The organism is Peribacillus sp. TH27, from assembly GCF_016650915.1.
Taxonomy (GTDB): Bacteria; Bacillota; Bacilli; order Bacillales; family DSM-1321; genus Peribacillus; species Peribacillus butanolivorans.
This window is the reverse complement of sequence record NZ_JAEKEV010000002.1, coordinates 5,425,858-5,448,780: the sequence shown is the minus strand read 5'-3', so window position 1 is coordinate 5,448,780 and position 22,923 is coordinate 5,425,858. Positions and strand designations below refer to the sequence as shown.

Here is a 22,923-nt window from a genome sequence, read left to right as displayed (position 1 = left end):
AAACTTAAATTCCAAAAGATAAATGGTACATAGAAGTAAGTTAATGAAGAACAAAAATGGATCGAGGAAAATACTTGGTGATTAGACGTATTTCTTTTTCTAGATGTGTTTAACTTGATTCTACTCCATCATAAAGATGATGAAAAATATTTTATTAATAAAAATGTTACTTTAAATTACCCTCCAGTGTTTACTCTTAATAACACTGAATCTCTATCATACCACATATGATTTTATATGTAAAGGATGCGACTAAAACAGAACACCGCGTGATACTCATACTATAAAATAAAAAATAAAAGAGGCAATAATTCACCTCTTTTATTTAAACGCATTATATTCATTTTCAATTTTTGGCAGTTCCCTTACTTCTTCAACTAATTGACTGCCGCACATTGGACAATCATAGTTTTCAGAGGCAAAATCTTTCCTCATCCATCCATTACAATCTGCTGATCCGCATGCATATACAATTGTATCTTCCATAATGATTTCTGGTTCCTCTGAATTCTTTTTACCAAAATACATGAGCAACCTCCTCTTTTTTATATAAAGATTCTGATTAAAGGCACTGAGTTTTTTACCTTTTTTCATTCCTAGTATACGCATCAAATCAAATTCTTATTTATCCAATGAAAAAATTATCCAAAAACCTTATTCTATTAGTTTTTTAATCCTGCTTTTACCATGATTGCTTTTATCATAAAGTATGAAAAATGGTCAGGAAGGGCCTCTTTCAATGGTTTTAGTTTCTCAGAATCCAATTGTTTGGCTGTTTCCAGTACAAGGTCATACTCCTCATCTAAGAAAAACTCTTCCCACTTGATCTCCAAACGTTCTTCTGCACACTTTAATAGATGATTTTCAATGGAGATCGAAGACAGTCCTCTTAATGTCGCAATTTCTTTGAGGGATTTGCCTTCCTGATAGAAACGGTAGCTTTCTAGATGAGATGGTACCGTGGTTCGCTTTGTTGTTTCTTTTTTAACCATTGTATTCACTTCTATTTCAGGATGTGCTTGTAAATAATGAGAAATCACTTCTAAGAACACTGCTCCAAAGCGGTCGTATTTCTGAGTGCCTACACCCTTAACATCAAGGAATTCCTGTTCTGTTCTCGGCAGTTTTGCTGCCATATCTTTCAAGGATGCATCGGAAAAAATAATGAAAGGCGGTACATTTTCCTTGCTTGCGATTTCTTTTCTTAAATGTCTCAATTCTTCGAACAATCCATGATCGATACTAATGCTGCTTACTTGTTTTATTTCTTTTCGCAGGACTTTTTTCTGTCCTAAAAGCACTTCTCGTCCAGCATTGGTTACTTTAAGAACTGGATATTGCCCGCCTGTCATTTCGATATACTGTTTAGCAGTCAGGAAATCAATGAAGTCAGCAACATCCTTTGCCGATTGATTTTTGATAATTCCATAAGTTGAAATCTTTTGAAAGCCAAACTCTTCAATTTTCTTATTCCGGGAACCAGTGAGTACCTGACTAATCATCGTTTTGCCAAATCTTTCACCCATTCGTAACATACACGAAAGAACCATCTGTGCCTGAGTCGTTACTTCAACTGAGTCACGTTTATCTGTACAGTTTTCACAGTGGCCGCAATCTTCAGGATTCTCTTCTCCAAAGTATTGAAGAATATAGGCTTGTAAACAACCTTCAGTAAAGCAATAATCCTTCATTCTATTCAATTTCTTCAGTTCTTGTGCCTGCCACTCTTGCGAAGGGTTCGATTGATCGATTAGGAAGCGTTGTATCTGTATATCTTGAGGGGAGTATAAAAGAATACATTCGCTATCCAAACCATCTCGACCTGCACGACCTGCTTCTTGATAATAGCTCTCCATATTCTTAGGGGTTTGATAATGAATGACGTAACGAACATTCGACTTATCGATACCCATTCCAAAAGCTGATGTCGCTACTATCAAAGGAACATCATCACGAATAAATTGCTCCTGCTGTTCCGAACGGTCTTGTTCATTCATACCAGCGTGATATCTGCCTGTTTTGAAGCCAGCTTTATTAAGCTTGGCGTACAATGAATCGACTTCTTTCCTTGTTGCTGCATATATGATACCCGACTCATTTTTGTTTTTTTCAATATAGCGCATTAAAAACCGTCCGCGGTTCTCTTCCTTGACGACGGAAAAAAACAAATTATCTCTTGCAAATCCTGTTGATATTGTATGTTGTTCAGATATTCCAAGTGACTGACAAATGTCCTTCGTCACATGTGGTGTGGCTGTCGCCGTTAATGCTAGAACGGTCGGAGCTGAGGGCATTTCTTTCAACAAGTTTTTGATTTTTAAATAGCTTGGTCTGAAATCATGACCCCATTGCGAGATACAGTGAGCTTCATCAATGGCCACCAATGAAATATCAACATTAGCCAGTTCCCTCTGAAAAGCAGGGTTTTCCAATCGTTCAGGTGCCACATAAACAAGCTTGTACCTTCCCTGCTTAATATCGTTCATTCTATTGGAAGCTTCTATCCCTGAAATAGAGCTGTTAAGTAATGTGGCATCTATACCATTTTGTTCGAGGGCATCTACTTGGTCCTTCATCAAGGAAATAAGTGGGGATATGACGAGGGTGACACCAGGCAATAGAAGAGCTGGAATCTGATAGCATATTGATTTGCCTCCGCCAGTCGGCATGATTCCTGCTGTATTTATTCCTCCTAAAACTTGTTCAATTATCTGTTCCTGACCGGTACGGAATGACTCATATCCAAAATACTTTTGTAAATAATCACGTGCTTTTTCTATCAATGTACTACTCCTCCTATTTAACTTGTAAGGATTTATTACTTTCATTGTACCTGCTTTTTCCGTGAACCAAAAGGACAAAAAAAGTAGACACCTGAAAACTCTGTGCCTACTTTTTCTATATATAAACATGTTTTACATGACTAAATTAGTTTAAGATTTGTAATTTAACGTTTTTAACGCCCCAATTAATAGCATCCTGCTCATTTGGAATAAAGATGTCTACTTTATTTCCCTTTATGGCACTGCCTGTATCAGCCGCTGTTGCGTAGCCATAACCCTCCACATAAACTTTTGAACCAAGTGGGATAACTGATGGGTCTACTGATATAACTTTTGTATCCGGATTTGCTTTTAAGTCGATTCCAGTAGCTGTAGTACCGCTACAACCTTGACAATCAGCAGTATATGCAGTTGCTCTTACAGTAATCTCTTTTTCTATGCCTGATTGATTCGTAGATTCACTGTTAGATACTGTTTTTTCTTTTTCTGCTTTTTCAGCTGGTGCTGCTGGCTTTGCTTGCTCAGCTGGTGCTGCTGGCTTTGCTTGCTCAGCTGGTGCTGCTGGTTTCGTTTGCTCAGCTGGTACTGCTGGTTTCGCTTGCTTAGTTGGCGCTGATGGTTTCGCTTGCTCAGCTGGCGCTGATGGCTGTTCAGGCTTAACGCTCGCTGCCTCATCTTTGTACGTCGCAGGTTTAATAACTAGTTCCTGCTTTGGATGGATTGTATCTGAATTTAAACCGTTCCAAGATTTAAGGTCATTTACTGATACATGATATTTGCCTGCAATTTCCCATAACGTGTCCCCGGACTTGACCTTATAATGCTTTTCTTGAGAAATATGTAATGTTTCTCCTGAATAAATCGTATCTGAAGACAAATGGTTCCAATCCTTAATATCTTCTATTGATACTTTATATGTTTGAGATATCCCCCATAATGTGTCTCCATCTTTCACATTGACATCTTCTGCTTGTACCGGAATAGTGAATGCACCGGATATTGCAGCCGCTGCCGCTAACGATAAGATTGATTTTTTCATATGTTGTTACCTCCTTGTGAGCTTTTTCATAAGCTAACGTTTTCAATATTACCATAGTTATTTCCTATACAAAGAACAAACAGATAAAGAATAGATGACAAACATCACAGTAAGATAACGAGCCGATAACAAATAGTCTGAATATTACAATGAATAATGGCTTGTATTTAACTGATCCCCCCCTTTTTGGGTCATATTTTTTTTATCCAAGCATAATTATTTAAGGATGTACCTTTTAAAAAGGAGGTTTCAACTTGACACGAGCAAAGACTTTCACCCTAATCAAGTCTTATAAACCGTTCCATAGCAAATTCGATCCCTGCCCACCGATTGGAAGAAAGTATTTCAGTACACCTCCCCAATTGTATATAAATTTCCAGCCACCAAATCTAGAACAGTTCACACCAGAAGAGGCACTCAAATACGGTACCCTTTGGAAATTCTTTTACGATTTTTATGATAATCCTTATCGCGAAAGGGAGACGTAAATGAATAAGAAACTGGATGATGAATATTATCAGTTGCTTGAGCAAATACAGGCTGCAGATTTCGTACTTGTCGAACTAACCCATTATTTAGATACACATCCCACTGACCAGCAGGCACTGCAGCAATTCAATCAATTCCAACTGTACTCCAAACAATTGAAAGCAGTATTCGAGCCTAAATATGGGCCATTACTTGGATTCGGAAATAGTCCTGGAGGGGAAAATAAATGGGAATGGGGCCAAGGCCCTTGGCCATGGCAAGTATAAGGAGAGATATCTATGTGGGTTTATGAAAAAAAGCTACAATACCCAGTAAGGGTTAGCAACTGTAACCCCAGACTGGCAAAATATTTAATAGAACAATATGGGGGAGCTGATGGTGAGTTGGCTGCCGCACTCCGATATTTAAATCAACGCTATACAATACCTGATAAAGTCATCGGATTACTTACGGATATCGGAACAGAAGAATTCGCTCACTTAGAAATGATTGCCACAATGGTTTATAAGCTTACAAAGGACGCCACACCACAGCAGATGGTTGCAGCTGGTCTTGGCGAACATTATGCGAATCATGATGGTGCCCTTTTCTATCAAAATGCAGCAGGTGATCCATGGACAGCCACATACATCCAAGCTAAAGGCGATCCTATTGCTGATTTATATGAAGATATTGCCGCTGAAGAGAAAGCCCGTGCAACCTATCAATGGTTGATTGACATCTCGGATGACCCGGATATTAATGATTCACTAAGATTTTTAAGGGAAAGAGAGATTGTACATTCCATGAGGTTCAGAGAAGCTGTAGAAATTCTAAAAGAGGACAAAGGGAAAAAAAAGTTTTTTTAATAAAATCCATATAAAAAAGGCAACGGAAATTTCCCGCTGCCTTTTTGTCATTTTCGGTCTGAAGAATAGGTCCATCCATCTTCCTGATAAATCTTTTCTTCTTTCATCAGTTTGCCCAGAGCACGTTTGAATGCTCCCTTACTTAATCCGAAGTGGAACTGGATATCATCAGGTGGAGTCTTATCGCCATAAGGCATCGCGCCACCACGGTTCAATAAATAAGTGAAGATGACATCTGCATCTTCTTCCATTAAATCTTGCTTAAACGGAAATAAAGAAACATTGAGGGTACCATCTTCTTTACTATCAATGACACGCCCTTCAACTAATTCTCCTAGGCGGGGCTCCTGTTTGCGTTCACTTTCGTGAATAAAGCAGCGATACCCTTCTTGTGAAACAAAGAAAGAACCAACCATTAGCAAACGATAGACATTCCCTTTCAAGGTCGTGTTACGGACTCCTTTTAAAGGAGCTTTAACAGCAATCTCTTGAATTACATCTTCTGTTGCAAGTTTACCGAACAACCGTTCATTACGATCGGTTTTCAGGGAAACATATAGTCGATCACCAACTTCAGGCCATAAATGGTCAATGTTTGGCAGATCATCCAGTGATACCAGAATATCTTTGGAAAGGCCGATGTTGACAAAGACCCCTAGTTTCTTTTTCACATTGACTACTTCTGCCCAGCCATACTGATCGATCTGAATTTCAGGAATTTTCATTGTTGCTGTCAACCTGGCTTGTTTATCATGATAGATAAATACCGTTACTTCATCACCAATTTCAAGCTCAGTTTCTTCATTCATTTCATTATGATGAAGTAAGACATCTTCCGAACCATCCGTCAAGAACCAACCGAAATCTGCCTTACGTTCTACTTCTAACTCTACAGCCAAACCGGCCTGAATTTTTTGCATGTATAAAAATCCTCCTGTAACTTACCTTTACCTACAATTGTACCCAATTATTTATTTTTCCAACATATTTGAATTTATCATTTTTTTGTTGTTCTGTATACCTATTACGGTTTTTTATTTTTTGCTCCTTGTCAACTTCCATGGTTGTTTGAGGAACTAAAATTTGAACTCGTTTTCCATTACCACAAAGTTTGCATAATGAATTTTGAAAAGTGACTGGGTTTGTATGGTTTAACTAGTGTTCCGAAATACCTTTTACGTCGTAATAGTCTTGGATTCGTCCAACTCTAACACACCTACTAACCATAAAAACCTTTGCCAATCTACAAACCTTGCTTTTTCATAAAAATGACTTGCGATGTTATAATTTAATGACCAACTGAAAGGGAAAGGAATTATTCATGACTAGAAAATTGTATTACACGTCATCAAAGACATCTCAATGGGATACAAAAATCCAGCAGATTTTCGAAGAAAATGGCTTTTATTACATCACTCTTGAAGAAACTGCTTTTTATCCAGAAGGAGGTGGTCAACCTTCCGATACAGGCAGTATAGAAGGAATCACTGTCCTTGACGTTACAAAAAGCGAGGATGGAAATATCCTTCACAAGCTTGAATGTAGGCCAGGTTCTGAATTTGTTCATTGTGAACTCAATTGGGAACGCCGCTTCGATCATATGCAACAGCATAGCGGTCAGCATCTACTCTCGGCTGTCTGCCGGGAACTGTTTGATGCGAATACTGTCAGTTTTCATCTTGGAACGGAAAATATAACTATTGATATAATCGCGCCCCAATGGACCGAGGAACATACGATAGCTACTGAAAAGCAGGTTAATCAATATATCTATGAGAATCGCAAGCTTCTCACATATTTTGTGACAAAAGAGCAAATACAGGCACTTCCTGTCGTCAAAATGCCAAAGGTGTCAGAGAATATCCGTATTGTTGAAATTAAAGGGATTGAGTATAATCCTTGTGGCGGAACGCATGTAGAACAAACCGGGGAGATTGGCCTAATTAAAATCCTCAAAACGGAGAAACAAAAAGAACATACACGTCTATATTTCAAATGCGGATTAAGGGCATTGAACGATTTTTCTGATAGTCTTAATGTTCTTTCAGCATTATCAACTAAATTTAATACCGGACGAAAAGAAATAATCAACAGGGTGGAAAAACTAGAAGATGACTACAAACAACTAGCAGCAACACATGAAAAACTCAAACTTGAAAATGCAAAGTTCCTTGCTGATTCCCTGCTTGAAAATAATGGGGATGGGTTCATATCTCATATTTTCGAAGACAGCTCATTGAAAGAACTCCAATTTCTTACAGCTACAATGGTTCAAAAAGAAAAAGTGCTCGTGTTATTTGCATCATATAAGGAACAAAAGATCCTGCTCGCGCACAATGGGTCCTCCTCCATTCATTGCGGACAATATTTTAAAGAAACACTCAGCTCGTATAATGGTAAAGGCGGGGGTAATGAAAAGTCTGCTCAAGCGGGGTTTGCTTCACAAAAAGATTTAATGGCTTTTTACGAATTCACAGCTGAACAAATCCGCTCAAAATTTGGTCATGATGAATAAAAAGCTTATGTGGTAAAAAAATCATTATAGTGGTGGAATTCATATTATTTTCACTTCGAAGTTATAGTACCGAAAATAAAGGAGAGAGGACAAATAATGCCCTCTCTCCCTTTCACCCCTTATTCTTCTATCTTTAGATTCTCTAACCCACGTTCTTCAATATGAAGGTGATATTTTTCTTCGAGTTCCATAATTCGTTTAAATGCTTCCTCTTGAGTATACTCTTGAAGGTTCGATTCCTTTGCAAACTCTTTTCTTGCCATATGATAGGCAAGCTTATCCCTGAAAACCCCTTCTTCATATTCATCTATAACTTCATGAAGTTTATTTTCCAAGTCATGACTTAAATCATATATTTCATATTCCTTCACAAAGTGGATTCCTTCCATGCCAAAATCCTTTGCATAGGAATTCAGGTATTGTTCTAAGTCACTAAACTCTTTATTATTTTCAATATCGGAAGCAACCCAATATCCATACTGAACCATTTTGAACAATGTTTCATATTGTTTTTTCGTAAAATTAATTTTCATTGTTTACTCCTTTTCAGGTCATCTCTACAACAAAAAGAATAAACCGTATTGGAACAAAAGTCCAATACGGTTTATAATCAATCCAATATTTCAGTTACAGAAAAATAAGCTGCTTTTTCAGTATCTACGACATAATGGCAATCGCCTTTAACTAAATTATAATAGCGGTGTTTTTGAATATTTGAAATCATTTGAGTTGAGTCATCGCCGTCTACCTCATGCTCTATTTCTTTGCCGCCCGGAAAATAAAAACTAACTTTCAATTTCATCTTTCTCATCCTTCCCTTCATCTGGTTGAATCACTCTCTTATTTCTTATCCTTTTTAGAGTAGTAATAAACATAAATTAAATGCTTATTCACTTTTTACATGATATTCTAGAAAAAATAACGAAATCAGAAGGTGATTTTTATGAAAATAAGGAAGGCTACAGAAAAAGATGTAACCGGAATAGCCTATGTACATATAAACAGTTGGCAATCGACGTATAAAGGAATCCTGCCGAATCAATATCTGGCTTCTTTGAATCTAGAAACCAGAAAAAAAAATTGGCTAAGAAATTTAAAGATGCTGCATAATGCCACTTATGTAGCTGAAAATGGTGAAGGACAAATTATTGGTTTTGTAGCTGGTGGCCCCGAACAAACTAATGATTCCCATATTCAAGGAGAAGTATATGCCATCTATTTATTAAAAGAGTATCAAAGACAAGGAATTGGTCGAAAAATGATTAAAACGGTTGTTGATGAACTCATAGATAAGGAACATAAAAATTTAATTATCTGGGCTTTAAAAGATAATCCTTCATGCGGTTTTTACAAAGCTCTCGGTGGTCATGTAATCGCTGAAAAAACTGTTAAAATGGCCGGAATTGAGTTAATCGAAGTCGGTTATGGATGGGATGACATTCACGAAATTCTTTTGCATTTGTAAGAAAATCATGGCAATAGGAGGTAGATTAAAATTAAAATCCCCCTCCTATCATTTCCTCAGAAGGAAATCCTCTTTTTCACTTCCCAAAAAATAAAGCCGGTGTAATGGTCTTGTCATTGTGACGTAAAGTAGTTTAATATCGAGTTCATTCTTCCGACTATAAATTTCCTCCAGAGATATCGCAAAGACTACATCGAATTCTAGACCTTTTGCTTGATATGAGGGTACAATTAACGTTTTATCTTTCGGAATAATTCCTGCTTCATCTACTAAATGGAAGCCATTATGACATCTACTCAATTTCTCGTTTGCTAGCTTACAATCTTTCATCGTTTTGGCAATAACGGCAAACGTTTTGAAACCTTCTCCTTTTAATTCTTCGATATGTTTAATCAACTCTTCTCCCCAATCATCCTTATCGATAGAAATGAATTCTGGTTCTGTCCCATGGCGGACTACAGGCTCAACTTCTGGGAAATCATATTGTAACAATTGAAGAATTTGATTAGCCTGTTTCATTATTTCAACAGTCGTTCTGTAGCTTTTTTGTAGTTCTGTGTATGTCGCCCTCGGAAAAATACGACGATGGACCTCTTCCCATGTTTGAAGTCCTCGATATGAGTGGATACCTTGAGCAAGATCACCTACTAGAGTGAACATATCAGTATCTACTGCCGTTTTTAGCGCCTGCAATTGCATGAAGCTATAATCCTGAGCTTCATCTATGACGACATTTTTTGCTTTGTTATCTTTATCCACACCAAAAAGTAGCTCCTGTAAATATAATAATGCACCCAAGTCCTCCAATTCATAACTTTTCTCATGAATTAACTTTTGATTATAATTACATAAAGCACATGCATCTTCACGACTAAGTTTACCGCTACTGTACGAAGCCAGTTGCTCGGGATCTTGGTACAATTCCTGATAGTATTGAAGAAGGTTTTTATTTTTAAAATGCTTAAAATAGCCTTTTACAGAGGAACGGATTGCTTTTTTAATCTGTCCGATTCGTTCCTCCTTTTTATCGAGACATTTTGTTACAAATTCCTTGCGTATTACTGGATCAATATTCTTATAGAGGGCCTTTTCTATTTTGACGTCATAAAAATCCGTTACTCGTTCAAGCATTTTTTTCTTTTTCAGCTTCACTTCATTTTGTAAAATGGCCTTTAGCTTGTCGAGCCTGCTGTATAATGGTAAATACCAATAATCCTCTTCCAGTAGCCTAATGAACTTCTTTGCAGAATAGAGGCGATATTTGTCACAATAAAAATCTTCTTCCGGATGAAAACTCCTGAAAATATCCTTCACATATTCGTCCAAAATTAATTTAAATAATGGAGAACCCTTAAATCCAGATATCCAGATCGCTGCTTTTGTTTCTTCATCATCCTTTTCCAACAAACGTGTCAATTTATTATCAGCTACTAGCTTCAGTTGCTTTCCGATTGCTACCTGAACATACTCGGCGAATGTGAATTGTTTTACTTTTTCAACACCTAATTCCGGCAATGCTTCAGAAATGTAATCAATGAATACCCGGCTCGGGGCAAGAATCATCAACTGGCGTGGGTCAAACAAGTCTTTATAATGGTATATAAAATAAGAAATCCTATGTAAGGCTATTGTTGTTTTACCACTGCCCGCAGCTCCCTGAACAATGATTGGTTTATTTAAATCAGCACGAATGATTCTATTTTGTTCTTCCTGTATCGTGGTAATGATATCGGTCAAACGATTGCTCGAACTTTTGGAAAGGGATTCCTGTAATAATTCATCCGTTGTTGTTAAATCAATGTCCCTGACCTCTTCTAACTCACCATCTTCTATCATTAACTGCCTCTTTAAAGTGATGTTCCCGCTAAATGTTTCCCCTTCTGCTTCATATTCAATTTCACCAATCCGACCCTCGTAATAAAGATTAGCTATTGGAGATCTCCAATCGACGATAATCTGTTCCTGGCTTTCCCTCTGATAAAGGGAAGTTTTCCCGAAATAAAGTACTTCGCCTAGATCACCATCATTTCGTTCAAAATCAACTCTTGCAAAATAAGGCTTTTTGCTTGCCTTACGTAAGCTTTCCAGTTCAGATCTAGACATTTCAAAAAAGTTGGCAGTTGTCAACAACTGAGAATATAAGCCCGACTCAGACCAATCCGCATCACCAAAAGCCTCTTGCATATTCCGTTGAAATTGATCTTTGCTGGTTTCTGATGTTTTGATGACTACATCTATATAGCGCTTAGTGAAATCCAACCTCTGACGTTCTTGTTCAAAATCAGGATGTCTTACCAAAAGAACCATTCTCCTTCCTACTTTTGATTGATTAAACGGGAGAAAAAATACCGATACAACGATGAAATGGACATTCATACTATCAGAAAACCAATGGGTTGACAAATCCCTTAACATAGATTTATTTTTCAAAACAAAAATCCCAGAATATTACCCAATATTTGAAGGATAAATGATATATTCCTGATTGAATTTTGTTTTTATATGTTGACTTATGAAAGAGCATCTAAATGCTCTCAGTAGGCAATTAATTGAATACCTTTCAGAAATTCAAGAGATAAATATATAAAAACTACATCCCAGGAAATTCATTACCATGTTGGGAGGCGGAAGTTTATTGTTGTTTCCGTCCATTGTATATCTCTTTATCAGAAATTAGTGAACATCTTGCTTATCAAAAAGATGTTAAGCCAATCAAGCTTGAATTGTAACAGATAAACCCTTCCTTTCTTGCTTCCCTTCAAACTGCTTACACGACTGCACAAAATTCCTTATTATTAGCAAGAAGACGAACTTACATTGTATACTATTTGGGAGCAACCATACCTACTGTATTACTTGCAGGAGATGTAGAAACGACAAAATTTAGCCGTCCAGATATAAAGACATTTTCGGATGCACAGTTAAGTCGTTCTTTAACAAGGTTGAAAAGGATATCTGGATTGACAGGTGCTTTTTTTCTCAAAGAATCGATTATGATTTAATCTATTAAAAAAGCACCCATTTATTCGGATGCCTACATACTAAATTCTCATCTGCAAACTCACCCATACTAGTTTAATAGCTTTTTTGTAAATTATAAGATAAATAGAAACGATTTTTTTATATTTGTGTTAGAATTTCCATTCCCATTTCCATTTAGATTTACATTTGTGCTCACTTTTACATTTGTGTTCGAATTCACAATGTATTTCAGGAAACCAAAACGGATTTTTTTTCATCCTAACAACCTCCTTTATACTGTATATGTATATTTTGATAGAAGGTGTGGACAAGTATCTGTTTTCACTTAACTTCTCTTTTTGCAAAATATTATCTTCATATTTCCTTGCATTAATTTGTGTAGCTTAACGTCTAATTGCTCAGCAATTTCTTTATTTGCAGATTAGTTAACGCGCTAAAGTAATCTATTTGCGTGAAAGGAATAAACATATTAGAAATGATTAATTATTAACCTCATTTTATTTAACTTATTATGCATAATTCGGAAAGCATCCAACCTCATACCGACATCAAATATCTCTTCCACTACTACATAAAAATATAAAAAAGTGGCTACGATTTTCTCATGTCGATTGAATTTTGTGTGAATGACGAAAAATATACATGTATGTCAAAAATATTTGATGAAATTTTTCAAATTATATCTTAAAACAAAAATGCTCGTTAAATTTTTGCCCCTAAGCGTTTGTTTTTGCTAATCTAACTTTAATTTTCCTCTGAAATAAGATACAATCTAACTTACGGCAAAGTTTTAAAAATATACAAGTGTAAATTTCTGCTCATGTTATTCAGTGTCTTAAAAAAATAAAAAGTTGCTAAAAACGTTGATGCAAACATAGTTTTGGAGGAATGTAAATAAATGATTACTGTAAATAATGTTGGTTTACGCTATGGCGATCGTAAACTGTTTGAAGATGTTAATATAAAATTCACGCCTGGTAACTGCTACGGACTAATTGGGGCAAATGGTGCCGGTAAATCCACGTTCTTAAAAATTCTTTCCGGTGAAATTGAAGCACAATCCGGTGATGTTCATATGGGGCCTGGCGAGCGCCTAGCCGTTTTAAAACAAGATCACTTCGCTTTTGAAGAAGAGGAAGTTCTTAAAGTAGTTATAATGGGGCATGAAAGATTATATGAAGTCATGCAAGAAAAAGATGCAATCTATATGAAAGAAAACTTCACTGATGAAGACGGAATGAAAGCAGCCGAACTTGAAGGTGAATTTGCAGAATTAAACGGTTGGGAAGCTGAACCTGAAGCTTCGATCCTTTTGAAAGGCCTTGGTATTACTGAGGACCTTCATACAAAGAAAATGGCTGAATTAAACGGTGGCGACAAAGTTAAAGTATTACTTGCTCAAGCACTATTCGGAAAACCAGACGTTCTTTTACTAGATGAGCCTACCAACCATTTGGATTTAAAAGCGATTAAATGGTTGGAAGAGTTCTTAATCAACTTTGAAAACACAGTTATCGTAGTTTCCCATGATCGTTACTTCCTTAACAAAGTTTGTACGCATATCGCGGATCTTGATTTCGGTAAAATCAAAGTTTATATTGGTAACTATGACTTCTGGTATGAATCAAGCCAGCTTGCTCTTAAATTAACACAAGATGCCAATAAGAAAAAAGAAGAAAAAATCAAAGAACTTCAAAATTTCATCGCTCGATTCAGTGCCAATGCATCTAAATCGAGTCAGGCAACTTCCCGTAAGAAATTATTGGATAAAATCAGCTTAGATGATATTCAACCTTCTTCCCGCCGCTATCCATATGTTGGCTTTACACCGGAGCGTGAAATCGGAAACGACTTGCTTCGTGTAGATGGAATTACAAAAACAATTGATGGTATAAAAATATTGGAAAACGTCAGCTTCACGATGAATAAAGGTGACAAGATTGCTTTTGTCGGTAAAGATGAAATTGCAAAAACCACCATGTTCAAGATCTTAGCAGGTGAAATAGAGCCGGATAGCGGATCTTTCAAATGGGGTGTTACGACTTCTCAGGCATACTTCCCTAAAGATAACGCTGAATTCTTCGATGGTGTTGACTTAACTCTTGTCGATTGGCTGCGTCAATATTCTCCTAATGATCAGAGCGAAAGCTTCCTTCGCGGCTTCCTAGGCAGAATGTTATTCTCTGGTGATGAAGTTACGAAAAAGGCTAGTGTTCTTTCAGGGGGCGAAAAAGTCCGCTGCATGCTTTCTAAAATGATGCTAAGCGGTTCAAACGTTCTAATGCTTGACGAACCGACTAACCATCTTGACTTAGAGTCAATTACGGCATTGAATAATGGATTAATCAGCTTTAAAGGGTCTATGATTTTCTCTTCTCATGATCATCAATTTATTCAAACGGTAGCAAACCGAATTATTGAACTTACACCAAAAGGTACTATCGATAAGCAAATTAGTTACGATGAGTACCTTGAAGATACTCAATTGCAAAAACAAGTTGCTGAAATGTACAAATAATAGATTAATGAAAGCAGCACATCCTTTTATAATGGATGTGCTGTTTTCATTTCCTCAGTTCCCCTACCATACAGTTCTTTTTTTATCCTACGTATAGAAGATAAAAAACAATCTTTAATAATTATTAATCAATAGTAATCTTTTCCTTTTAGCACTGAATAATATTGAGAAGTAAAAGGTATATTGTTAAGAAAGGAGTGAGTTAAATTGGATGAGATTTCAGTAAAAAATGCTTTTGAGGAGACAGGCTATCTTTTTTTATATGATAAATTCAGTTATCAATTTTATGTAACCGGAATATTTGACCTAGTGGATCAACAAGCTATTATTGTTGATTTTTTAAATTCCTATAGCTTTGATGATAAAGGTTCACTCTTTTTTGACGATTTTTCGTTTTTCTTTAATTGTTTTCATTATTCCTATCAAAAACAGAAGTGGTCAACTTTCCTAAAACCCGATTATGATGAACATATTTGCTGAAATCAAAAAACCGGGTTATAGACCCGGCCATATAATTAACATTTTAAAAAAAGATAGGAGATGGGGGAGTAAGGATAGGCTTATCCGTAGCCGCCAATAGCAGGACCAATTAATAGGCCCGCAGGCAAACCTCCTAACAGTGTGCAAACATAAAGACGTCCAAAACCAATGCTGAAGCCCCCTGGTTCGAAAATAATGATTGTTAAAGAAATTGACACTATAGCTTTTACCAGTATTCAGATAATAATTAAATTTGAAGTGAATTATCTTTTTTAAACTTTTCTATACTTTCTTCATATTGTGATACATTTTTAGTGTTGGGAACAAACAGGCTTAATACCAAAGAAAGTGTAAGCCCTCCCATCATGAATCCTCCAAATACCCAATGCGATGGGCCAAATGAATCTACCATTGTTGTCCATAACATAGGACCAAAACCTACTATAGCTGCGGCCATTTGATAGCCGAAAGATAGCCCAGTATAACGAACTTTAGCTGGAAAGAGTTCAGAGAACAATGTTCCTTGTGTAGCGAAAATTGCCGCCCAAATTATACCGAGCATGGCAGCTTGCATATAGTACAACCAAGTCGCTCCTTGTTCAATCATGAAAAAGTAAGGTATTGCAAGAAGAAACATAAGTACCAATCCACAAATATAGATAACTTTCCTACCGATAAAGTCAGAAATATATCCCACCACTGGAATCGTAATAATCATCGTAGCACAGCCAATTGTTAGAGCCGTTAAGGCTATTTCGTATGAATAACCCAAATAGGTAGTAGTATAGACGAGTACAAAAGACATAAGAAATACATTGAAGAACCCATCTCCAATTTTGAGTCCAATCACATGAAAGAGGCTTTTACGATGATTGCGGAATGTTTCTACAATAGGTACTTTCGCAATTTCTCCGCTTTCCTTCTGTTTTTGGAAAGCCGAAGTTTCCTCTATCCCCCCTCTGATCCAAAGAGCCAAAACGATTAGAACAGCACTAAAAAGGAAAGGAATCCGCCAACCCCAGGCTAAAAACTGGGCATCGGTAGTCAAGTAGGCTATAAGAGTAAGACTGAAAGAACCCGCTACCAAACCTAATGGAACCCCTAATTGTGGAACAGAACCGTAAAGTCCCCGACGACCCTTCGGTGCGGATTCGGTCGCCAGGAGGACTGCTCCTCCCCATTCTCCTCCTAAGGAGATTCCCTGAATAAGCCTTAGGACAACCAATAATATAGGTGCTAGCAGGCCAACTTGATTATACGTAGGGAGTAAACCAATAAGAAATGAACTACCTCCCATACCGATAAGAGTCCACATTAGGGTAGCTTTTCGTCCTATTCTATCTCCAAAGTGTCCAAAAATAATACTTCCTATTGGTCTCGCAGCATAACCTATCCCAAAGGTGGCGAATGCAAGAAGAAGGGCAATTGATGGATCTTGACCTGAAAAAAAGAGAGTTGAAAATACTAAGCCCGTAGCGGTACCGTACAAGTAAAAGTCATACCATTCAATAACTGAACCGGAAAGACTTGCCAATAGAACTCGATTCTTATTCATATAGAACATCCCCTTTTGACGACCTCTGTCTTTTTCAAATAACATTGACCCAATTCTATTAATTTATAAAATCTGTTGGTATTTAAGTTTCGTTATAATTAACAAATCTTTAGGAATGAGTTTTAAATCTTTGATTATGCATTTGTCTTAAGATGTGTTTCTGCACTTTTCCCACTGCAGTTCTAGGAAATTCATCAACAAATTCTATTGTATCAGGGACTTTAAATTTGGCTAAGCGTTTGCGACAGTAAAGAATAAGTTCATCTTCTGTAACATTGGAATTTTTATGTAAAATAACATATGCCTTAATAGCTTCGTCGCGCATCTCATCAGGAATGCTGATTACAGCAGCCTCATAAACCCCTTCATAATCTGCCAGAGCACTTTCAACCTCGTTTGCCGCAACATTTTCGCCTGCCCGTTTAATCATATCTTTAATTCGATCAACAAAATAAAAGTAACCATCATCCCCGATTCTGCCATTATCGCCTGTGTACAACCAACCATCTCTTAATGTTTCTTTCGTTGCCTCTAAATTTTTATAATACCCCTTCATTAATGAACGACCCGGAATCCCTTTAACTACGATTTGACCTGATTGTCCATTTTGTACTTCATTTCCTATTTCATCGACTATTTTTACTTCATAACCAATGGTAGGCTTTCCAATACTATTATTATTGCGAATCCCATCTAATGGATTCATTAGTGGTACTCCCACAGTTTCAGTCATCCCATACATCTGTAGTAAAGAGACATTATACTTCCCTTCAAAATCCTTTAATTGTTCTTCCGCAACCGACTGAGCAAACCAGATAACTCTTAAAGAATGATGAATATCAGTTTGGTCGAATTTCTGTGCAAGAATCATTCTTATAGGTGCAGCGAATAAGGAACCTACCGTTGCACCAAAGCTTTTGGCTTGTTTGAAATAACGCGAAGCACTAAATCGTTCGGTTATTGCAATACTGCCCCCTACTACTAGAGCAGACATTGTAGAATAATACTGTGCATTTCCATGAAACAATGGAAGAACGATTAATTGCCTATCATTCGGAGCTAAGCGAATTGATTTTGACATAACTTCCCCTGTGAATAGATAGTTCGCGTGTGTAATCTGAACCCCCTTTGGTTTTGATGTTGTACCTGATGTATAAAGTAATGCAGCCACATCCTCGGAATCTACATAAATATCCGGTAAATCAGATTTAGCTTTTGCTATTAAGTGCTTTAAGTCTTTATCCACATATTTCTCACTTTCACAACGAACTAGCAATATTTCCTGTAAATACGGTAGACTTTCACGTGTGTTTGTAAATTTGTCTAAATATTTCTCTTCCGTAATGAGAAGTATTGACTCCGAATGATTCAGTAGATATTCCATTTCATCTTTAGTAGATAAAATGTTGGTTGGGACCATAATAGCTCCGATATTAGCCAATGCAAACCACGAAGTCATAAACTCTAGACAATTTGGGAGATGCAATGTTACATGTTTACCTTTCGTTACACCTAAATCAATAAATACGTTACTTAAACGATTTACTGTATCAGCAAATTCACCATAAGTTAATTCAAATCTCTTCTGTTCTATATCTTCAAAAAGTAGAAACGTTTTATCTTTGTGCCTAGCTGCTTGCTCGTTTAATAACTCTTTCAATGTTCTATTTCCGACAATATCCATCCATTTTCCCCCTTTAAATCCCAGCATGTTTGACACACCCAAATAAAACGCTTACATTTCTCACCAAAGAATACAAAATAGAGACTATATCCACAAACTACAGTCTTCGATTTAATTATAATTATACATCGCATCACAGTCAATTAATTTTCAGAATATTTATAATTATATTATAATTACGATAATTCGATATTCCCAAGCTCTATTGTATCAAGGTATTTAAGAAATAAATAAAGAACATCTCCTCAAATCCTGTATAATTAACCTTATTAAAAAACTACCAACTGACTCGAGTGAGGCCCTATTCCTTATTATAGCGGCTGATAGATATAAATTAACAAAGTTGTTATTCATTGTAATCGCCAAAATAAAATGAGGTTTATAGTTATGAGAAGTTCTTCGAATGGCAATTTTTAAACCACCTTTTAAAAAGGAGAGATATAAATGGCACGTTCTACCCCAAGACAAATTAAATCCCAACAAACTAAAAAGAAAATTTTAGAAGTTGCTCTGGATCTTTTTAGCAAAAAAGGATTCAATCAGGTTTCAGTTGATGAAATTGTAAGTGTTAGCAATACATCAAAAGGTGCGTTCTACGTGCATTTTAAATCTAAGTATGAAATCTTCATTGAAAAGTTTAAAGAGATTGATGATTTTTATGCCTCTTTCACTAAATCAATACCTAAAGACCTTAGCTGTAGTGAGAAAATTCTTCTCTTAACCAAATCTCAAATGGTTTTTTTGAGAGATGACTTAGGAAAGGATTTGATGAGAACAGTTTACGTTAGTGCATTGATTCCAAATCAACCTAAATCTCTTTCAGACACAGATAGAACCCTATACAGAATCGTTCATTCATTTGTTCAAGAAGGACAAGATGCAGGAGAATTTAGAAAAGAGATTCCATCTGAAGAAATTACTATGCTGATCACACGTTGCATGCGAGGAACACTTTATGATTGGCTTATAATTGGAGGGGATTTTGATCTTGTAGAGGAAATTCAAAAATTTATTCGTACCATTTTAGTTGAAAACATATCGACAAAGTAATAGAAATTTCACGCTTATTGTTAACATGTCATATTTTTACTAGCCTATTAAAAGCTAAATAAAACCACAGAAACCTATAAAACCTTTTAGAAATATAGAAAGTGCGCTTAGACATCCTACAAAAAAAGGTAAGAGCATAATTATGCTCTTACCTTTTTCAACTTCACTTTGCTACTTCTTCTTTCGCTGCCGCCATATTCATATTAGTTTCAACATTCTCTTGATTGATTGTAGTCGGGAACAAATTACGCTTACCTGAGAAATTCTCAAGTAAGTCTTTGACATCAATGCCTGAAGAAGCCTTTAATGACTCCTGCAATGTTGCCATTAAATTTGTTGCATACCCAGTCACTTTATTCGCACCGCCATTTGCACCACTTCCACCCGTATCCACTACGGTAATTTTGTCGATATTACTAAGTGGACCTGCTACTTGTTTAGCATATTCCGGTAGCATTTTCAAAATCATATCCATCACTGCCGCTTGCCCGAACTGTTCAAAGGCTTCAGCTATCTTCTGCTTAGCTTCCGCTTCTGCCACCCCTTTTAACCGGATAATTTCTGCTTCCGACGTACCTTGGGCCCTTTGTGCATCCGCTTTTGCAAGTCCATCCATTCTTACACGTTCTGCTTCTGCTTTCGCCATAGCTTCAATTTTATATTTATCGGCATCCGCTTCTGTAATCTGTTTCATCTTATTAGCAGAGGCTGCTTGCTCTACCGCATAGCGGTCAGCATCCGCCTTTTTCTTCACCTCAGAATCATATTGCTTTTCACGGCGGAGAATTTCTTTTTCTTCAAGCTCGATTTGCTTTTGCCGCTCGATGATTCTGATTTGCATTTCCTGTTCCGTAACTTCCTGTTTTGACCTTGCAGTTTCTAGGTCATAAGCTTGGTCAGCTCGGGCTTTGGCAATATCTTGCTCGCGTCGGAACTCGGCGACCTTTAGCTTGTTGATTTTTTCGGCTTCCGCTATTTCTGTAGCCCGTTCGACTTCAGCACGCTGGGCTTCCTTTGAAGCTTCTGCACGCTTGATTCGCGTTTCTTTCTCTGCCTCCGCTGTTGCAATATCTGCATCTCTCTTTACTTGTGCAATTCTTGGTTTACCAAGGGATTCAAGATATCCATTTTTATCTCGGACATCTTTAATTGTGAACGATACGATGATGAGTCCCATTTTCGCCAAATCTTGTGAAGCCACCCTCTGTACTTCCTGGGAAAACTTTTCGCGATTTTTATAAATCTCCTCGACTGTCATCGAGCCAAGAATGGAACGAAGATGTCCCTCAAGTACCTCACGTGCTTCCTGTTCACGATCATCCTTGGATTTTCCAAGAAATTGCTCTGCCGCAGTGGCAATATCAGTGATTGAACCACCAATTTTTATAATTGATACACCATCAGCCATGACCGGAACACCCTGCTCTGTGTACACTTCGGGAGTAGAGACTTCAAGTTTGCTTGACAGCAAGCTCAATGGCTCTGCTTGTTGGAACACTGGTAAAACGAATGCCCCTCCACCACGGACAATCTTAATTTTATTCCCTGATTCATCGATATGAACATTTTTGCTACCTAAGTAGCTTCCCGTTACGATCAATGCTTCATCAGGACCAGCCGTACGGTATTTCGTAACAAAGACAGCAATAAGTGCAATAAGTAAAAAAGCAACAATAGCAACAACAACCCAAATTAAACTAAACATAAACTACCTCCGAACCTTTTATTAATTTTGATGAGGCATCACATAGACAACCCCATTTTTGACTTCAATGATTAAGACTTTAGTATCTGATGCAATTCCTTCATTTTTAAAACTGGCAGCGGTCTTCGCAATGCTGCCACTAATACTCTCAATTAAGACTTCGCCAAACCCGTCAACTGGGATGGATGTCAGCACCCTTCCAACCCTTCCTCTCAGGTCATTATCATGAAATGCTAAACTTTCCTCTGCTGATGAGATGGGAATCAAAACAAATACATTCAATAAGGTGACAGTGGACAATGATATAAGCAAGGAAATCGCCGCAATCACTCCACTATTAAGACCTGTGACCGATTCAAACAAAAAACCACTTGCAAAAAATACAGTTAAAAAACTAAAAATGAGAGTTGGATTAAATTGGTCCGGTAATTCTAATCCGGAAAATATATCATTAAACAAAATAAATAAAAAAGTTAGTACACCGGAAATAATTAATCCATATAAATAAATTGTTTCTAATGGAACCCCAAATAACTCCATCTCTTTCATCCTTTAAATTGGATTTTTTATGCCCCAATACCTAAACAGCTTGAAGTAAGCTTCTAACTGATTAGTTTATGTTTTGTTCTAACCTATATATGCAAAAAAAGTATTGTTATATTCCCCCTTTAAATACTTTCCCTACCAAATTATACGAATTAAAGCTTTAAAGGTTTCATTTTTTTATCATTCTCTTTTAAATCCGGACACACCCTCTCAGTACATTTTAATACTTGACCTTTTAAAAACAGCTTTATAAAAAGAAAAATTCAAAATATTATTGACAGCGTTTACTTATCATATTAAAATTCTTATATGTTAACTTAACTAACAGATGGGTTTACAATAGGAGGCAACATTATGAAGGAAAGTCATGAAAAATTAAGAATGATGATGGTTACAGCCTTATTTGCGACACTAATAGGAATATTCGCCCAAATTACTATCCCACTGCCTTTGGTTCCGATTACAGGTCAGACTCTGGCCATTGGACTGGCGGCTACTATACTTGGTTCACGTTATGGAACCTCTTCAGTTTTATTGTACTTGTTTATTGGGGCTGCAGGTGTACCGGTATTTGCTGAAATGTCTGGAGGACTTGCAAAAATATTCGGTCCGACTGGCGGTTATTTATTATCCTATATACCAACAGTCTATATTACCGGTCTGATTTTAGAAAAGACCCGTTTTACAGTTGCAATAGCTTTCCTTGCAAATATCATCGGGATGATTATTACCTTAATCATAGGGACGGTATGGCTAAAATATATGGCTTCATTAACATGGACAGCAGCCATAGCTAGTGGATTTGCTCCATTTGTAATTGTCGGTACCCTAAAAGCCTTCCTTGCCTCATGGCTTGGCATTACGATTCGTTCAAGGTTAGCATCTGCTAAAATGCTACCTAAAAAAAATGCAACAATCTAATAATATTTCTATCCAGGTAATCAGAAAACAGGATACCACAAATGTGGTATCCTCTCTTACATTTTAAAAAAGAATTATCAACCCCTGAATTCTTGAAGTTCCTGTCTGTTATATCTCTATAAATACTATTTCAAGTAATTCGCAATTAATCCATCTTGATCAAGTTTTTTTGAAGTTAAAGGAAGGAAAAAAAAAAGACTCTTTCTGAAAAAGAATCTTTTTTTACAAGTAATTATTGCGGTCCTATCCCCATAAGTCCGAATATGAATAGCAAATGTATGTTAACCCCTTTGCTAACCGTAATCATTTTACTATAGTAATAGTGTTTTGACAACTATTGAAG

Annotated in this window: 21 protein-coding genes; 9 read left to right on the top strand and 12 right to left on the bottom strand. The window is 36.7% G+C overall.

Features of this window, described 5'->3' with window-relative positions; all coding sequences use genetic code 11:
* Positions 1-321: 321 nt before the first annotated feature.
* From JFU24_RS27680 to JFU24_RS27670, 3 genes are all read right to left on the bottom strand, one after another.
* Positions 322-528: a cold-inducible protein YdjO-related protein gene (locus JFU24_RS27680; protein ID WP_053346482.1), complete on the bottom strand. Its 207-nt coding sequence runs from the start codon at positions 526-528 to the stop codon at positions 322-324.
* A gap of 134 nt (positions 529-662) precedes the next feature.
* Positions 663-2,783: a DNA helicase RecQ gene (gene recQ, locus JFU24_RS27675; RefSeq protein WP_201224087.1), complete on the bottom strand. Its 2,121-nt coding sequence runs from the start codon at positions 2,781-2,783 to the stop codon at positions 663-665.
* Between the two features lie 145 nt (positions 2,784-2,928).
* Positions 2,929-3,822 (bottom strand): 3D domain-containing protein, encoded by an 894-nt coding sequence (locus JFU24_RS27670; RefSeq protein WP_201250781.1) that lies wholly within the window; start codon positions 3,820-3,822, stop codon positions 2,929-2,931.
* A 254-nt stretch (positions 3,823-4,076) separates the two neighbouring features.
* Here JFU24_RS27670 and JFU24_RS27665 point away from each other — a divergent pair, with 254 nt between their 5' ends.
* Genes JFU24_RS27665 through JFU24_RS27655 form a run of 3 tightly spaced genes read left to right on the top strand, consistent with a single transcriptional unit; the run spans position 4,077 to position 5,159 of the window.
* Positions 4,077-4,310, top strand: coding sequence for a spore coat associated protein CotJA (locus tag JFU24_RS27665; RefSeq protein WP_053346484.1), 234 nt, complete (start codon positions 4,077-4,079; stop codon positions 4,308-4,310).
* Complete coding sequence (locus JFU24_RS27660) at positions 4,311-4,577, top strand: spore coat protein CotJB (RefSeq protein ID WP_053346485.1); 267 nt, start codon at positions 4,311-4,313, stop codon at positions 4,575-4,577.
* A 12-nt stretch (positions 4,578-4,589) separates the two neighbouring features.
* Entirely contained in the window at positions 4,590-5,159 is a 570-nt protein-coding gene (locus JFU24_RS27655; RefSeq protein WP_053346486.1) for a manganese catalase family protein, read from the top strand.
* Between the two features lie 47 nt (positions 5,160-5,206).
* On the opposite strand, the gene JFU24_RS27650 is transcribed toward JFU24_RS27655, so the two are convergent.
* The gene (locus JFU24_RS27650) at positions 5,207-6,079 is read right to left on the bottom strand and encodes a CvfB family protein (protein WP_201250780.1); all 873 of its coding nucleotides are present in this window, start codon (positions 6,077-6,079) and stop codon (positions 5,207-5,209) included.
* Between the two features lie 401 nt (positions 6,080-6,480).
* Between JFU24_RS27650 and JFU24_RS27645 the strand changes: the two genes are divergently transcribed.
* Positions 6,481-7,674, top strand: a complete 1,194-nt coding sequence (locus JFU24_RS27645; RefSeq protein ID WP_201224084.1) for an alanyl-tRNA editing protein — start codon at positions 6,481-6,483, stop codon at positions 7,672-7,674.
* 119 nt (positions 7,675-7,793) lie between these two features.
* Here JFU24_RS27645 and JFU24_RS27640 read toward each other — a convergent pair whose 3' ends face one another.
* Together JFU24_RS27640 and JFU24_RS27635 are read right to left on the bottom strand one after the other, a co-directional pair.
* Complete coding sequence (locus tag JFU24_RS27640; protein ID WP_201185316.1) at positions 7,794-8,207, bottom strand: hypothetical protein; 414 nt, start codon at positions 8,205-8,207, stop codon at positions 7,794-7,796.
* Positions 8,208-8,284: 77 nt separating this feature from the next.
* Positions 8,285-8,476 (bottom strand): hypothetical protein, encoded by a 192-nt coding sequence (locus JFU24_RS27635; protein WP_056520676.1) that lies wholly within the window; start codon positions 8,474-8,476, stop codon positions 8,285-8,287.
* Between the two features lie 141 nt (positions 8,477-8,617).
* Between JFU24_RS27635 and JFU24_RS27630 the strand changes: the two genes are divergently transcribed.
* Positions 8,618-9,139: a GNAT family N-acetyltransferase gene (locus JFU24_RS27630; RefSeq protein ID WP_201224082.1), complete on the top strand. Its 522-nt coding sequence runs from the start codon at positions 8,618-8,620 to the stop codon at positions 9,137-9,139.
* Positions 9,140-9,187: 48 nt separating this feature from the next.
* Here the strand turns inward: JFU24_RS27630 and JFU24_RS27625 are convergent, their stop codons facing one another.
* Positions 9,188-11,446, bottom strand: a complete 2,259-nt coding sequence (locus JFU24_RS27625; RefSeq protein ID WP_201250981.1) for a HelD family protein — start codon at positions 11,444-11,446, stop codon at positions 9,188-9,190.
* A gap of 1,573 nt (positions 11,447-13,019) precedes the next feature.
* On the opposite strand from JFU24_RS27625, the gene JFU24_RS27620 reads away from it, so the two are divergent.
* Both JFU24_RS27620 and JFU24_RS27615 read left to right on the top strand, forming a co-directional pair.
* Positions 13,020-14,639, top strand: coding sequence for an ABC-F family ATP-binding cassette domain-containing protein (locus JFU24_RS27620; RefSeq protein WP_056520681.1), 1,620 nt, complete (start codon positions 13,020-13,022; stop codon positions 14,637-14,639).
* 207 nt (positions 14,640-14,846) lie between these two features.
* Positions 14,847-15,119, top strand: coding sequence for a hypothetical protein (locus tag JFU24_RS27615; RefSeq protein WP_201224080.1), 273 nt, complete (start codon positions 14,847-14,849; stop codon positions 15,117-15,119).
* Between the two features lie 80 nt (positions 15,120-15,199).
* Here the strand turns inward: JFU24_RS27615 and JFU24_RS27610 are convergent, their stop codons facing one another.
* The 3 genes from JFU24_RS27610 to JFU24_RS27600 form a co-directional block, all read right to left on the bottom strand.
* Positions 15,200-15,337 (bottom strand): hypothetical protein, encoded by a 138-nt coding sequence (locus JFU24_RS27610; protein WP_201250779.1) that lies wholly within the window; start codon positions 15,335-15,337, stop codon positions 15,200-15,202.
* Between the two features lie 29 nt (positions 15,338-15,366).
* Positions 15,367-16,674, bottom strand: coding sequence for an MFS transporter (locus tag JFU24_RS27605; RefSeq protein WP_201250778.1), 1,308 nt, complete (start codon positions 16,672-16,674; stop codon positions 15,367-15,369).
* A gap of 109 nt (positions 16,675-16,783) precedes the next feature.
* Entirely contained in the window at positions 16,784-18,358 is a 1,575-nt protein-coding gene (locus JFU24_RS27600) for an AMP-binding protein (protein ID WP_201250777.1), read from the bottom strand.
* Between the two features lie 444 nt (positions 18,359-18,802).
* Here JFU24_RS27600 and JFU24_RS27595 point away from each other — a divergent pair, with 444 nt between their 5' ends.
* Entirely contained in the window at positions 18,803-19,408 is a 606-nt protein-coding gene (locus tag JFU24_RS27595) for a TetR/AcrR family transcriptional regulator (RefSeq protein WP_201250776.1), read from the top strand.
* Between the two features lie 163 nt (positions 19,409-19,571).
* On the opposite strand, the gene JFU24_RS27590 is transcribed toward JFU24_RS27595, so the two are convergent.
* Positions 19,572-21,113: a flotillin family protein gene (locus JFU24_RS27590; RefSeq protein WP_201250775.1), complete on the bottom strand. Its 1,542-nt coding sequence runs from the start codon at positions 21,111-21,113 to the stop codon at positions 19,572-19,574.
* 21 nt (positions 21,114-21,134) lie between these two features.
* A complete protein-coding gene (locus JFU24_RS27585; RefSeq protein ID WP_053346546.1) occupies positions 21,135-21,653 on the bottom strand; it encodes an NfeD family protein in 519 nt (172 codons plus the stop codon).
* 360 nt (positions 21,654-22,013) lie between these two features.
* On the opposite strand from JFU24_RS27585, the gene JFU24_RS27580 reads away from it, so the two are divergent.
* Positions 22,014-22,580, top strand: coding sequence for a biotin transporter BioY (locus JFU24_RS27580; RefSeq protein WP_201250774.1), 567 nt, complete (start codon positions 22,014-22,016; stop codon positions 22,578-22,580).
* The last annotated feature ends 343 nt before the right edge of the window (positions 22,581-22,923 follow it).

What these genes read in the sequence shown, in the direction of transcription:
- JFU24_RS27680 (WP_053346482.1), bottom strand. Translation starts at nt 528, where the DNA reads ATGTATTTTGGTAAAAAGAATTCAGAGGAACCAGAAATCATTATGGAA.
- JFU24_RS27670 (WP_201250781.1), bottom strand. Translation starts at nt 3,822, where the DNA reads ATGAAAAAATCAATCTTATCGTTAGCGGCAGCGGCTGCAATATCCGGT.
- JFU24_RS27660 (WP_053346485.1), top strand. Translation starts at nt 4,311, where the DNA reads ATGAATAAGAAACTGGATGATGAATATTATCAGTTGCTTGAGCAAATA.
- JFU24_RS27655 (WP_053346486.1), top strand. Translation starts at nt 4,590, where the DNA reads ATGTGGGTTTATGAAAAAAAGCTACAATACCCAGTAAGGGTTAGCAAC.
- JFU24_RS27650 (WP_201250780.1), bottom strand. Translation starts at nt 6,079, where the DNA reads ATGCAAAAAATTCAGGCCGGTTTGGCTGTAGAGTTAGAAGTAGAACGT.
- JFU24_RS27645 (WP_201224084.1), top strand. Translation starts at nt 6,481, where the DNA reads ATGACTAGAAAATTGTATTACACGTCATCAAAGACATCTCAATGGGAT.
- JFU24_RS27640 (WP_201185316.1), bottom strand. Translation starts at nt 8,207, where the DNA reads ATGAAAATTAATTTTACGAAAAAACAATATGAAACATTGTTCAAAATG.
- JFU24_RS27635 (WP_056520676.1), bottom strand. Translation starts at nt 8,476, where the DNA reads ATGAAATTGAAAGTTAGTTTTTATTTTCCGGGCGGCAAAGAAATAGAG.
- JFU24_RS27630 (WP_201224082.1), top strand. Translation starts at nt 8,618, where the DNA reads ATGAAAATAAGGAAGGCTACAGAAAAAGATGTAACCGGAATAGCCTAT.
- JFU24_RS27625 (WP_201250981.1), bottom strand. Translation starts at nt 11,446, where the DNA reads ATGGTTCTTTTGGTAAGACATCCTGATTTTGAACAAGAACGTCAGAGG.
- JFU24_RS27620 (WP_056520681.1), top strand. Translation starts at nt 13,020, where the DNA reads ATGATTACTGTAAATAATGTTGGTTTACGCTATGGCGATCGTAAACTG.
- JFU24_RS27605 (WP_201250778.1), bottom strand. Translation starts at nt 16,674, where the DNA reads ATGAATAAGAATCGAGTTCTATTGGCAAGTCTTTCCGGTTCAGTTATT.
- JFU24_RS27600 (WP_201250777.1), bottom strand. Translation starts at nt 18,358, where the DNA reads ATGGATATTGTCGGAAATAGAACATTGAAAGAGTTATTAAACGAGCAA.
- JFU24_RS27595 (WP_201250776.1), top strand. Translation starts at nt 18,803, where the DNA reads ATGGCACGTTCTACCCCAAGACAAATTAAATCCCAACAAACTAAAAAG.
- JFU24_RS27590 (WP_201250775.1), bottom strand. Translation starts at nt 21,113, where the DNA reads ATGTTTAGTTTAATTTGGGTTGTTGTTGCTATTGTTGCTTTTTTACTT.
- JFU24_RS27585 (WP_053346546.1), bottom strand. Translation starts at nt 21,653, where the DNA reads ATGGAGTTATTTGGGGTTCCATTAGAAACAATTTATTTATATGGATTA.
- JFU24_RS27580 (WP_201250774.1), top strand. Translation starts at nt 22,014, where the DNA reads ATGAAGGAAAGTCATGAAAAATTAAGAATGATGATGGTTACAGCCTTA.